The 12365-nt window shown below is 64.6% G+C and carries 12 protein-coding genes; 4 read left to right on the top strand and 8 right to left on the bottom strand.

Annotation, left to right across the window (positions count from 1 at the left end; translation table 11 throughout):
• Positions 1 to 97: 97 nt before the first annotated feature.
• Positions 98 to 1108, top strand: coding sequence for a thioredoxin-disulfide reductase (gene trxB, locus ACZZZB_RS10475; protein ID WP_137242937.1), 1011 nt, complete (start codon positions 98 to 100; stop codon positions 1106 to 1108).
• A 45-nt stretch (positions 1109 to 1153) separates the two neighbouring features.
• The gene (gene trxA / locus ACZZZB_RS10470; RefSeq protein ID WP_064294045.1) at positions 1154 to 1474 is read left to right on the top strand and encodes a thioredoxin; all 321 of its coding nucleotides are present in this window, start codon (positions 1154 to 1156) and stop codon (positions 1472 to 1474) included.
• 268 nt (positions 1475 to 1742) lie between these two features.
• On the opposite strand, the gene ACZZZB_RS10465 is transcribed toward trxA, so the two are convergent.
• From ACZZZB_RS10465 to rpmH, 8 genes are all read right to left on the bottom strand, one after another.
• A complete protein-coding gene (locus ACZZZB_RS10465; protein WP_137242936.1) occupies positions 1743 to 2801 on the bottom strand; it encodes a ParB/RepB/Spo0J family partition protein in 1059 nt (352 codons plus the stop codon).
• Positions 2801 to 3703, bottom strand: a complete 903-nt coding sequence (locus ACZZZB_RS10460) for a ParA family protein (RefSeq protein ID WP_274500041.1) — start codon at positions 3701 to 3703, stop codon at positions 2801 to 2803. The genes ACZZZB_RS10465 and ACZZZB_RS10460 overlap by 1 nt, the downstream gene beginning before the upstream one ends.
• 2198 nt (positions 3704 to 5901) lie before the next feature.
• A complete protein-coding gene (rsmG, locus tag ACZZZB_RS10455; RefSeq protein WP_463529631.1) occupies positions 5902 to 6543 on the bottom strand; it encodes a 16S rRNA (guanine(527)-N(7))-methyltransferase RsmG in 642 nt (213 codons plus the stop codon).
• 30 nt (positions 6544 to 6573) lie between these two features.
• Entirely contained in the window at positions 6574 to 7077 is a 504-nt protein-coding gene (locus tag ACZZZB_RS10450) for a Jag family protein (protein ID WP_064294041.1), read from the bottom strand.
• 8 nt (positions 7078 to 7085) lie between these two features.
• Entirely contained in the window at positions 7086 to 8069 is a 984-nt protein-coding gene (gene yidC / locus ACZZZB_RS10445; RefSeq protein WP_064294040.1) for a membrane protein insertase YidC, read from the bottom strand.
• A gap of 9 nt (positions 8070 to 8078) precedes the next feature.
• The gene (yidD, locus tag ACZZZB_RS10440) at positions 8079 to 8390 is read right to left on the bottom strand and encodes a membrane protein insertion efficiency factor YidD (protein ID WP_192003999.1); all 312 of its coding nucleotides are present in this window, start codon (positions 8388 to 8390) and stop codon (positions 8079 to 8081) included.
• Positions 8387 to 8749 carry a ribonuclease P protein component gene (gene rnpA, locus ACZZZB_RS10435; RefSeq protein ID WP_194642868.1) on the bottom strand — a complete coding sequence of 121 codons (363 nt, stop codon included), beginning with the start codon at positions 8747 to 8749 and terminating at the stop codon, positions 8387 to 8389. Before rnpA ends, yidD begins: the two co-directional genes overlap by 4 nt.
• A gap of 7 nt (positions 8750 to 8756) precedes the next feature.
• Positions 8757 to 8894 (bottom strand): 50S ribosomal protein L34, encoded by a 138-nt coding sequence (rpmH, locus tag ACZZZB_RS10430; RefSeq protein WP_056010217.1) that lies wholly within the window; start codon positions 8892 to 8894, stop codon positions 8757 to 8759.
• A gap of 327 nt (positions 8895 to 9221) precedes the next feature.
• Here rpmH and dnaA point away from each other — a divergent pair, with 327 nt between their 5' ends.
• Both dnaA and dnaN read left to right on the top strand, forming a co-directional pair.
• The gene (gene dnaA, locus ACZZZB_RS10425; RefSeq protein ID WP_064294038.1) at positions 9222 to 10643 is read left to right on the top strand and encodes a chromosomal replication initiator protein DnaA; all 1422 of its coding nucleotides are present in this window, start codon (positions 9222 to 9224) and stop codon (positions 10641 to 10643) included.
• A gap of 560 nt (positions 10644 to 11203) precedes the next feature.
• On the top strand, positions 11204 to 12355 hold the full coding sequence (gene dnaN, locus ACZZZB_RS10420) for a DNA polymerase III subunit beta (protein WP_064294037.1): 1152 nt from the start codon (positions 11204 to 11206) through the stop codon (positions 12353 to 12355).
• Positions 12356 to 12365 lie beyond the last annotated feature (10 nt).

Below are 12365 nucleotides of genomic sequence, written 5' to 3'. Positions count from 1 at the left end.
CGGGGGGAGCGGAATAGCGGCCGGTTAGGATGTGTTACACCACTCGGAACCCCGGAACCCACCTGGTCCGGGAGCCCACGAACCACTGAGGAGCATCGTGCGTCAGGTCATCATCATCGGATCAGGACCCGCCGGCTACACGGCGGCGATCTACGCTGCCCGCGCCTCGCTGCAGCCGCTGCTCGTCGCGTCATCGGTCGAGGCCGGCGGCGAGCTCATGAACACCACCGAGATCGAGAACTTCCCCGGCTTCCCCGAGGGCATCCAGGGCCCCGAGCTCATGATGAAGCTCCAGGAGCAGGCCGAGCGGTTCGGCACGGAGGTCCTCTACGACGACGTCACCGAGCTCAAGCTCGACGGCGACGTCAAGACGGTCACCCTCGGCAACGGACAGGTGCACGAGGCCCACACCGTGATCTTCGCCACCGGCTCCGCCTACCGCAAGCTCGGTCTGCAAGACGAAGAGCGGCTCTCCGGCCACGGTGTGTCCTGGTGCGCCACCTGCGACGGCTTCTTCTTCAAGGAGAAGACGATCGCGGTCATCGGCGGCGGCGACAGCGCCATGGAGGAGGCCACCTTCCTCACACGGTTCGCGTCGAAGGTGTACGTCATCCACCGCAAGGACACCCTGCGGGCGTCGAAGATCATGCAGGACCGTGCGTTCGCGAACGAGAAGATCGAGTTCATCTGGAACAGCGAAGTCGCCGGCATCACCGGTGCCGACGCGGTCGACGGCGTGACGCTGCGCTCGACCACCGACGGCACGGAGACCCATCTGCCGCTCGGTGGCCTGTTCATCGCGATCGGCAACGACCCGCGCACGCACCTCATCCACGGGCAGCTGGAGCTCGCCCCCGAGGGCACGATCGCCGTCAAGGGCCGCTCGTCGAAGACCAACCTCCCCGGCGTCTTCGCCGCGGGCGACGTCATCGACCCCACGTACCGACAGGCCATCACCGCGGCCGGCAGCGGCACCATCGCCGCCCTCGACGCGGAGCACTACCTCGCAGACCTCGAGCAGGCTGCTGGGGAAGCGTCGGCCATCGGCGAAGCACAGACGGCCGGTCGTCCGCAGCCGGCCGACCCAGTGCTCACCACCACCGTTTGATCGACGGCCAGGCTGTCGGCCTGGCCACCACGAAGGAGAACACTCATGTCAGATGCAGTCACCGAGGCCACGTTCGACGAACTGGTCATCAACAGCGACAAGCCCGTCCTCGTCGACTTCTGGGCCGCCTGGTGCGGTCCGTGTCGCGCGGTCGGCCCGATCCTCGACACGATCGGTTCCGAGAACAGCGACAAGATCACCGTTCTCAAGCTGAACGTCGACGAGAACCCGAACCTGGCCATGAAGTACCAGATCACCTCCATCCCCGCGATGAAGGTCTTCAAGGGCGGCGAGGTCGTGCAGACCGTCATCGGTGCCAAGCCGAAGGCAGCACTCGAGAAGGATCTTGCAGCTTTCCTCGCCTGATCAGGTTTTTCTAGATCACGGAACCGCCCGACTCATCCGAGTCGGGCGGTTCTTCGTTGTCGGGGTGTTTCACGTGAAACATCCCGAATTATCGCTCTGATCAGGTTTTATCAATCACAGAGCACGCGCGCGGCACTTCGACAGGCTCAGTAACCGAGATGGGGCGGCCGTCCGCCAATCCACGGATTCCGCCGCCTTGGTCCCTGAGCTTGTCGAAGGGCATACGGTACCCCGCGGCCGACTGGCCCATGTTTCACGTGAAACAGCGTCAGGAGGACTGACCGAATCCCGACTCGCCAAGCTCGCTCAGGATTCGGTTGAGGTCGGCGATGGTCGCGAACTCCACGACCATCTGTCCCTTCTTCGCGCCGAGCGTCACCTTCACGCGGGTGTTCAGACGGTCGCCGAGGCGGTCTGCGATTTCGTCGAGTTGCCCGCGTCGCGATCCGGCGATCGGACGCGGCTTCTTCGCCTGAACGCCCTGAGCCGCCGCAGCTTCCGCGGCACGCACCGACAAGTCTTCGTTCACGATCTTGTCGGCCAAGCGCTGCTGTGCCTCAGGATCGGTCAGCGACAGGATGGCGCGGGCATGTCCGGCGCTCAGCACACCGGCAGCGACGCGCTGCTGCACGGCCGCCGGTAGCTTGAGCAGGCGGATGGTGTTGCTGATCTGGGGGCGGGAACGACCGATGCGGTTGGCAAGCTCGTCCTGGGTGATTCCGAAGTCGGCCAGGAGCTGCTGGTATGCAGAAGCCTCCTCGAGCGGATTCAGCTCGGATCGGTGCAGGTTCTCGAGCAGCGCATCGCGCAGCATGTCCTCGTCGGCGGTGTCCTTGATGATCGCGGGGATGCGGTCGAGACCCACCTCCTTCGAAGCGCGAAGACGCCGCTCACCCATGATGAGTTCGTATCGCTCGTCGTCGCCAGGGATCGGCCGGACCACGATCGGCTGCAGTACGCCGACCTCACGGATGCTCGTGACGAGTTCGGCGAGGTGGTCCTCATCGAAGACCGTGCGCGGCTGGTTGGCGTTCGGCACGATCAGTTCGGGGGAGAGGTACGCCAACCGGGCACCGGGGACGGCCACGAGCTGCGGCCCATCTGCCGTGGTAGCAGCGGCGTCCGGTGCAGTGGGGGCGTCAGCTGCCGCCGCCTCTGCTGCGGCGGCGTCCGCAGCGGCGGTAGCCGCGTCCTTCGCTGCCTTGCGGGCAGTGCCCTGGTTGTCGGGGAAGAAGACGTCGACGGGACGGTTCGCCTGCGAGTCTGAACTCGTCGTCGGAATGAGTGCACCGATCCCGCGACCGAGTCCAGTTCGTTTCGTTGCCATCAGTGACTGACTCCCTCAGGGTGGTTCGTATCGGGTGTATCGGAGGAGCCTGCGGCCCATCGGTTGGCGATCTCCGCCGCTGCTTCGAGATAGGACACCGCGCCGAGCGACGTGGGGTCGTAGCTGATGACGCTCTGTCCGAAGCTGGGGGCTTCAGAGATACGCACCGCTCGTGGGATGACCGACTCGAGAACCTGCCCGGTGAAATGGTCTCGGACGTCCTGAGCCACCTGCTGCGCGAGGTTGGTGCGCCCGTCGTACATCGTCAGGAGGATGGTGCTGACGGCGAGCCCTGGGTTCAGGTGCCGCTGGATCAGCTGGATGCTACTGAGGAGCTGACTCAATCCCTCGAGCGCGTAGTACTCGCACTGGATGGGGATGAGGACTTCCTTGGCCGCGACGAAGGCATTGATCGTCAGGAGTCCGAGGGACGGCGGGCAATCGATCAAGACATAGTGGAACGGCTCTTCGGCGTCCTGGATGAACTGTTCGAGGGCCGTGCGGAGACGGTGCTCACGCGCGACCTGTGACACGAGTTCGATCTCCGCGCCGGCGAGATGGATCGTCGAGGGAGCGCAGAAGAGCGTGGGGAACTCGGGGCTCTGCTGGACGACATCGGCTAGGGGGAAGTCGTCGATCAGGACGTCGTAGACACTCGGGACATCCGAGTGATGCTCGACGCCGAGTGCGGTGGACGCGTTCCCCTGGGGATCCAGATCGATCACGAGGACACGTGCACCCGAACGGGCGAGGGCGGCGCCGATGTTGACGGTGGTCGTCGTCTTGCCGACTCCACCCTTCTGGTTGGAGACCGTGAAGACCCGAGTGTGGTCGGGCGTCGGCAAGGTTGCGTGAGCCAAGGCTTTACGCCTCTCAGTCAGATGATGGAGCTCGCGAGCCAACGGCGTGGACGCGTCGAAGGCGCTACCAACGGAGTCGCGCTCGGGAGCCGCGGAATGCGTTGGTTCGGGTTGTTTCACGTGAAACCTTCTTGCTCGAAACGTGTACTTCAACCGTACCAGCGTGGGCTGACGCCAGGGGAGCGATCTCCGACAGCGATCGGGGGAGTGTGGAAGCGTCGCGGCCCTCGAGCGCCGTTTCGCGACACCCGCATGTCGTCGATCGCCCCGCATGGCGCCCAGAAGGGACGCCTCGCCCTCTCTCTTCCACAGGGTTATCCACAGGGCTCCGAGATTCCCGATGCCGCGGAACCGCGTGCGCCTCGGGCGTGCAGGCCGAAGCTGGTCAGATCAACACGAGACGAGCCCGGCGGACGTATGTTGACAACCATGGGGGGAAGTGCCTCTGCAATCAGTCAGAGATCCGCGTCTTTCCGCGGAAGTTCGCACCCGATCGCGCCACGCCGGGTCCAGTACGTCCAGGCTCTTGCCCCGGTGCGTGTTGACCACAGTTCGGTGGTACGCCGGTTGGGGCCCGGTTCTTCACGGAGGATCGCCGGTTCCTCCGGCTACGTGCGAGAACTGTCCACAGAGTTATCCACAGGCGCTATCTCCACGCGCTCGTATGGTGGAGAGCTGTACGACTGGCGCAAGTCCGCGCCAGCGTTTCACGTGAAACCAAGACTCCGTGCACGCCGAGCCGTCCCGCGGCTCACATCGATAGGCGCCTTTCCGGCCTCTGGCCACAGCCCGCTGTCCGCCTCACCGGGGTGATCCGACAGTGGGGGAGCGGTAGCGACAAAGCATCACGCAACCGGTCCGATCCCACACGCGGTCCGTCGTACCCGCCCGCTGTTTCACGTGAAACACTCTCGACAGGACCAACGCAACGGATGGGGTAGTCTCGAGCGCAGGCCAGCCTGCTACCGCGCCCTGTGCTCGTCGAACTCAACTTGTCTCCACCGCCGCGCTACAGCCGCGCAGGAGCAGACCGCCACCCATGTTCCACGTGAAACATCGAACACCGCGGCGGTCCCGGCACGACGGCCTGGGAGCGCACTCACTGAGTGAACTGGGACACACGACTCCAGGCCGATAGGAACCACTCCTGAAAACGAAGAACTCAAGCGAGTGGCATCGTCCCACGTTCCACGTGAAACGTCGCTCAATCTCATCCTTCCGGCGGCAAGCACGCTCCGCCGAGCCTATCTGGGCGCAGAACCATGCATCGTCAGTCGGAAGTACACCAGCTCATTCCAAGCTGACAGGAGTCACGAGCACGACCTCCGCAGCGCCAGCGCACTTCGACACATCGTTACGCCGAGTGGCCGCCGTGCACCGTGCGTCGCAGCCCCGTCGGGGAAAGCGCTCGGAGTAGCAGCAGGGGCTCCGGCGTGACCGCACCGCACGGCGCCAGAGCCTCCAAGACCGGGGCGCCTTCGACGCACGCGATAGCAACAGGCCGACCATCCTCTCCTTCTTCGGCCGGCAGCTCACCCGCACCTCAGCCAGCGCCGACCCGCCGGTGCACATGAGCCTGCCGACGGTCGGGCGCCAGTCGGCCCGCAGGCACATAGGGAACTGGCGGAATGCGCATCTCGCAGCAGTTCTCCAACGACAGGTCCGCCACGTGATGCACCCCCGGGAGTCAGTTGAACGTGTGGGACGGGGACGGGGTGACGCATCTTCCCTGCAACCAAGGAACGCCTCGGACCTACCCGGGGTTCGAACGAAGGCCACAGATCACTGACACGCCCGACCGGATCACCAACCTGGGAGGTCCACCGTTGCCACCCGCACTCGTCCGTCATCTCCGAGGGGGCAGCTAGCTGGCCGGCCACCGCGCACAACAGCATCGACGTCTGGGGGCGCCGACCACCGAAGCGCGGAGCATCGCCGCCCGTCGATCGCGGTGCCGGCGCCGCGTCACAAGACTGGGGCTACAGGCCAAGTGAAGAACATATATGAGATACCAGAAGCATTACCGCTGGCAAACGTCAGAAAACACTCGAATCCGGCCCACCCAGCACCCCAGATTCGTGTCAAATTAGACCGGAGAATCGTTCCTGACGAACTCAGGACCTCTGAATTGGCCGCAGGTTCCGGGCCGGTTCGTCAGGAGCCATTCTCCCGAGAGCTCGCAAGCCGCGGAAGATTGTCTGCGGTGCCCCTCGCGGAGGCCCGAGCGTTCCCGACTGACCTCAGCCGCGGACGGTTCCAACGATGACTCGGGTCGGCTCCGCGAGAACGCCCTCGCCAAGCGTTCGAACCTCGACACCGGAGACCCGGTACTTGCGAAGCTCCTTGGTCGATGCATCGACCTCCGCCTGCGCGCCGGCACCCTTCATGAGGACCAGCTCTCCGCCGTCCCGAAGCAGGGGAGCGGTGAGGGGGAGCAACTTGCGGAGCGCACTGACCGCGCGCGCGGTCACCTGGTCGAGGGGCTCATCGAGACGAACCTCCTCAGCGCGCGCTCGCACGACGGTGACATTCTCGAGCCCGAGGACTCCGACCTGATCGTTGAGCCAGGCGACTCGACGTTCCATCGGCTCGATGAGCACGAACTCGACGTCCGGCCGGGCGATCGCGAGGACCAGTCCAGGCAGTCCCGCGCCAGTGCCGACATCCCCGACTCTGCCGGCACGAAGGAGCGGGGCAACGATCACGCTGTTGAGGATGTGGCGCGTCCAGAGACGCGGAAGCTCCAGGGGCCCGATCAGCCCGAGTGGCTCACCGAACTCCGCCAGGTTCGCGGCGAATGCACGACCGACATCGATCCGGTCACCGAACAACTCGGACGCTTCCGCCGGTTCCGGTTCGAGTCCTGCAGGCACGTCAGTCATCGCAGTTTCACGTGAAACGATCAGGCCGCGTCAGCCGCGGGTGATGACGGTGTGACGGTCGCGGCCTTCGCCGTGCGACTCGGACACGAAGCCGCGAGCCGACACGATGTCGTGGACGAGCTTGCGCTCGTAGCTCGACATCGGGGGGAGTGCCGCCTCGGTGGAACCAGCCTCGATGCGCTCGACCGCTCGCTCCACGAGGGCGCCGAGCTCCTGCTGACGCGCTTCGCGGGATCCGCCGATGTCGAGGATGAGCCGGGAGAAGCCACCGGTGCGGTTCTGAACAGCCAGGCGGGTCAGCTCCTGCAGCGCGTTGACCGTGTCGGGACGCGAGAGGAGACGCAGGTTGCTCTCCGTGGGGGAGTCGATCGACACGTACGCACGACCATTGCGGGCATCGATGTCGATGTCGCCATCGATGTCGCAGATGTCGAGGAACTCTTCGATGTAGTCCGCTGCGACGTCGCCCTCTTCTTCGAGCTGCGTGATGGTGGGTGCTTCGTCCTGGGCCGGGGCCAGTTCCTGGTCAGTCACCGATACTCCTACTTGTCTCGTCCGTCGGTCTGCTGCTTCTTCGCACGCGCCTTGCCCATGGGCTGCTGGCGCTGCGTCGGGGTCTTCTTCTCGGGTACCGGCGCCTCGGAGATCGAGATGACGTCGCCGTTCGGCGTCATGAGCTTGCCCTTCCGCGCGAGACGCTCCTCACGAGCCTTCGCAGCGTCGGAACCAGGCGTCGGCATGTTCCGGATGACGAGGAACTGCTGCACCATCGTCCACGCGTTAGACGTCAGCCAGTAGAACATGACGCCGAGCGGGAAGGCGAAGCCGGAGAAGAGGAACACGAACGGCAGGATGTAGAGGAGGATCCGCTGCTGCTTGAACTGCGGGCTGGCCTTCGTCTCGGCCGACATGTTCTTCGACACGATCTGCAGCTGCGTGATGAACTGCGACGCGCACATGAGGATGACCATGACGGCGGCGATGATGACGACCGCCCAGTTGACCGGGTTGCCGGCGAGTGCCGCCTGCATGCTCGTGTGCAGCGGAGCGATCCCGAACAGGTTCGCGTCGCCGAACTGCACGGCGAGGGTCTCGTTCAGGGGACCGACGCCGGCCTTGCTCTTCTGGGCGTCGTTGAGCACGGAGAACAGGGCGAAGAAGATCGGCATCTGGACGAGCAGCGGCAGACAACCGCTGACGGGGGAGGTGCCGTGCTTCTTGTACAGCTCCATCGTCTCGCGGGACATCGCCTCACGGCTGGCCTGGTCGCGCTTGCCCTTGTACTTCTCCTGCACCTTCTTCATCTGCGGCGCGATCTCGAGCATCTTGCGCTGGCTCTTGATCTGCTTGATGAACAGGGGGATGAGTGCCGCACGGACGACCAGGACGAGCCCGACGATCGAGAGCACCCAGGTGAGACCGGCCGCGGGGTCGAGTCCGATGGCCGTCCACAGCAGGTGCCAGCCCACGAGGAGCAGCTCGACCGCCCATTTGAGCGGCCAGAGAATTGTGCCGATGATGTCCATAGGTGCGGGTCAGCCCTTTCCGTGGCTCGGTTGCACGACAAATCCGTGAGAAGTGACGCTGTACCGGAAGTTCTTCTTGGGCGGTACCTCGTCGAAACGAGGTGCTGCCCAGGGGTGGCATCTCGCGATGCGCGCCGCTGCCATCGCCGAACCGACGACGACACCGTGTTGCTGCACCGCTCCCAGAGCGTACGCGGAACAGCTGGGGTAATACCGGCAGACGTCGCCGTACAGCGGGGAGATCGCGGCGCGATACCCGCGAAGCGCCAGCACCGCAGCATTGCGGGGCGCGAGGCAGGTGGCAGCGATGACGCCGTTCATCGGTGCGCGTCCGCAGCCTCGGCGATGACGCCGCGTTTGGCGAAGGCTCGATCGACCTCGGCATGGAGCGAGGCGAACGGAGCCGTCGCTGCAGACGGCAGCGCACGGATGACCACGTCAGCGCCGCGGGCAGCGTGAACGACGCTGTCGTGACAGATGGCCTTCAGGCGACGTCTGACGAGATTGCGGGTCACTGCGTTACCGACCGTTTTCGCAACGATGAACCCGAAGCGCGGCTGTCCGCCCTTCGGGTTCATGCGTACGTACGTGACCGTGTGCTCGCCGACGAACCGGGACCCGCGACGAACTACCCCTCGGTAGTCGTCGCCGGACGTGATCCGGCTCGCACGCTCGAGCACGACGGCTCTACGCGGAGAGTTCGGTGCGGCCCTTGGCGCGACGAGCCGACAGGATGCCGCGGCCGGCACGCGTGCGCATGCGCAGACGGAAGCCGTGCTTCTTGGCGCGACGACGGTTGTTCGGCTGGAAGGTTCTCTTGCTCATAATTACGATCTCCGGATCATGACCCACCACTGCACAGGTGGCAGCAGGGTACGGAAGGGTGCCCGTGGGCAGAAGTCAACTGATTAAACCTACGGTCTACTCGCGCGAAGGTCAAACCAGCGGCGCCCAAACGAATGATTATCCACAGGATTCTCAGAAATTGTAGCAGTGACACGCAGGGCGGCCGTACAGTGATTTGGGACTGGGGCGACGTGTTGTTAGCGTAAGCCCTCGGGTTATGCACAGCGTGTGGATAGCACCGCGCTCAGCCCCGAATACTCAGGGGAGAGCCTGTGGATGAACCTGTGAGTATGTGTGGGGAGAACTATGTCGGACGCCGACGATGCGATCGCTGAGACCTGGCAATCGGTGCTCGAGATCCTCTCCGTCGACGACCGCATCACCCCGCCGCTCCGCGGGTTCCTCAACCTCATCGTCCCCAAGGGCATCATGGGCGGCACCTTCTACCTGGAGGTGCCCAACGAGTTCACGATGGGCATGCTCAACCAGCGCATGCGGGCACCGATCCTCGCCGCACTCGCGTCCATCGTCGACGGCGGTCCCGTCGGCAACTACGCGATCGTCGTCAACCCCGACATCGTCGAGGAACGGTACGAGCAGACCGGCTTCCAGCACATCGACCCGGCGCCGCTCGAGTCACCGCAGCCGCAGCTGACCCCGACGCCCACGCTGCCGGCGCGGGAGAACGACACCCGACTCAACCCGAAGTACAGCTTCGACAACTTCGTCATCGGCCAGTCCAACCGGTTCGCGCACGCGGCCGCGGTGGCCGTGGCTGAAGCGCCGGCCAAGGCCTACAACCCGCTGTTCGTGTACGGCGACTCCGGGCTCGGCAAGACCCACCTCCTCCACGCCATCGGCCACTACGCGATGAACCTCTACGCGGGGATCCGCGTCCGGTACGTGTCCAGCGAGGAGTTCACGAACGACTTCATCAACTCGATCGCCAACAACCGCGGCTCGTTCTTCCAGTCGCGGTACCGCGACATCGACATCCTGCTGATCGATGACATCCAGTTCCTCCAGGGCAAGGCGGAGACGCAGGAGGCGTTCTTCCACACCTTCAACACCCTCCACGATCACAACAAGCAGGTGGTCATCACCAGCGACCTGCCGCCGAAGGCACTCACCGGCTTCGAAGAGCGGATGCGTTCACGCTTCGAGTGGGGACTCATCACCGACGTCCAGGCTCCCGACCTCGAGACCCGCATCGCGATCCTGCGCAAGAAGGCGCAGAACGAGAAGCTGCACATCCCGGACGAGGTCCTCGAGTTCATCGCCACCAAGGTGTCGAGCAACATCCGTGAGCTGGAGGGCACGCTCATCCGGGTCGTCGCGTTCGCGAGCCTGAACCGGACCGCTGTCGACATGACGCTGGCCCAGACGGTGCTGAAGGACGTCATCAGCCTCGACGACGACAACGTCATCTCGCCGATCGACATCATCAACACCACGGCCGACTACTTCAAGCTCTCGGTCGACGACCTGTACGGCTCGAGTCGGTCGCAGGCCGTCGCGACGGCGCGGCAGATCGCGATGTACCTCTGTCGCGAGCTCACGAACCTCTCACTCCCGAAGATCGGTCAGCTGTTCGGCAACCGGGACCACACGACGGTCATGTACGCCAACCGGAAGATCACCGACCTCATGCAGGAGAAGCGCTCGATCTACAACCAGGTGACCGAGCTCACGAGCCGCATCAAGCAGAACCTCCGCTACGGCGCCTGACCCCTGTTCGGTCACTGAGCCTCACTCGGTCCCTGAGCTTGTCGAAGGGCCCTCGACAGGCTCGGGGACCGGGGAACCGCTACGGCGCCTGAGGCGTCCTGATGAACGTTTCCGGCCCCTCGACGCACTCGGTGCGCTCAAGGGGCCGATTTCGTTCATCAGGCGACGACGAGCGCTCATTCGACGACATGATCCGCGTCCGATCTGTCCACATTCCGGCCTCGCAGCCCTGTGGATAACCTGTGGAGGGATGTGGAAGCTCCGGGCACGCTTGTGAGTGAACACCGTTCACCCGCCTCCGCGTCCCACACCCTCGCGTCGTTCTCTCCACAGGCCGCCACCAAGTTACACACATGTAGTTCCCTGTGTTCGAGCGGGTTCGGCGGACTTATCCACAGTTTCCACACCGGTTAAGACTGTTAACCGTTAATTCAATGATCTCTCCGCCAAACAACCTTTCCCCAGGCTCGCTTCTCCACAGCACCTCGTCCCACTCGACCCCGGAAGCAGACCCACTAGCATTGGTGACGTCATCGAGAGCCAGAGACAGGGGACTTGTCGTGCGATTCAGCGTCAACCGGGATGTATTCAGCGAAGCCGTCTCGTTCGCAGTGAAGCTGCTCCCGCAGCGCCCGACGCTGCCGATCCTCAACGGCATCCTCATCGAAGCCGGTGACGACGGTCTCATCCTGTCCTCGTTCGACTACGAGGTCTCCAGCCAGACCGGCATCGCGGCCGAGGTCGAGGAGGCCGGTACGGCACTCGTCAACGGCCGGCTGCTCTCGGAGATCGCCAGCCGACTCCCGAACGCGCCCGTGCGGTTCAGCAAGGTCGAGAACCGCATCGAGGTCACCTGTGGTTCGGCCCGGTTCACCCTCGGATCGATGCCCGTCGAGGAGTACCCGACGATCCCGCAGGTCGACGCCGACTTCGGTCTCGTGCCCGCCGACGAGTTCGCCACCGCAGTGAGCCAGGTCGCCGTCGCCGCGAGCCGCGACGACGTGACCCCGGTCATCACCGGTGTGCAGCTCGAGGTCTCCAAGACGAGCCTCAGCCTCGTCGCGACCGACCGCTACCGGGTCGCGGTCCGCGAGATCGACTGGGACTCGGGCCAGGGCGACGGTTCCAGCGAGACGATCACCGCCCTCGTGCCGGCCCGCACGCTCCAGGAGGTCGGCAAGACCTTCGGCCACAGCGGCAACATCAACGTCGCGATCACGAATCGTGACGACCGCGAGCTCATCGCGTTCCGGGCCGACCGCAAGACGGTCACCTCGCTGCTGATCAAGGGCAACTTCCCGCCGGTCAAGCGGCTCTTCCCCGAGACGACCGACAACTACGCGATCATCAACACCGCGGAACTCATCGAGGCGACCAGGCGTATGTCGCTCGTCCTCGAGCGCGAAGCGGCCCTCCGCTTCACCTTCACCATCGACGGCCTCACGCTCGAAGCCGTCGGATCCGAGCAGGCGCAGGCATCCGAGGGCATCGACGCCCTCCTCACCGGCGACGACATCGTGCTCTCCCTCAAGCCGCAGTTCCTGATCGACGGTCTGACCGCGGTCCGGAGCGAGTACGTGCGGTTCTCGTTCACGAAGACGGAGAACACGAACAAGCCGGGACCCATGCTCATCACGAGCCAATCCTCCAAGGATCAGCCGGGTGCCGACAGCTACAAGTACCTGCTGCAGCCGAACCTGCTGCTGCGCTGACACGCAAAGG

This window comes from Plantibacter sp. AC185 (assembly GCF_979258065.1).
This window is presented reverse-complemented; position numbering and strand designations above follow the sequence as displayed.

Coding starts and splice junctions, on each gene's coding strand:
- yidC (WP_064294040.1), bottom strand. CDS start 8,069: ATGGACATCATCGGCACAATTCTCTGGCCGCTCAAATGGGCGGTCGAG.
- rsmG (WP_463529631.1), bottom strand. CDS start 6,543: ATGACTGACGTGCCTGCAGGACTCGAACCGGAACCGGCGGAAGCGTCC.
- yidD (WP_192003999.1), bottom strand. CDS start 8,390: ATGAACGGCGTCATCGCTGCCACCTGCCTCGCGCCCCGCAATGCTGCG.
- trxA (WP_064294045.1), top strand. CDS start 1,154: ATGTCAGATGCAGTCACCGAGGCCACGTTCGACGAACTGGTCATCAAC.
- rpmH (WP_056010217.1), bottom strand. CDS start 8,894: ATGAGCAAGAGAACCTTCCAGCCGAACAACCGTCGTCGCGCCAAGAAG.
- dnaA (WP_064294038.1), top strand. CDS start 9,222: ATGTCGGACGCCGACGATGCGATCGCTGAGACCTGGCAATCGGTGCTC.
- ACZZZB_RS10465 (WP_137242936.1), bottom strand. CDS start 2,801: ATGGCAACGAAACGAACTGGACTCGGTCGCGGGATCGGTGCACTCATT.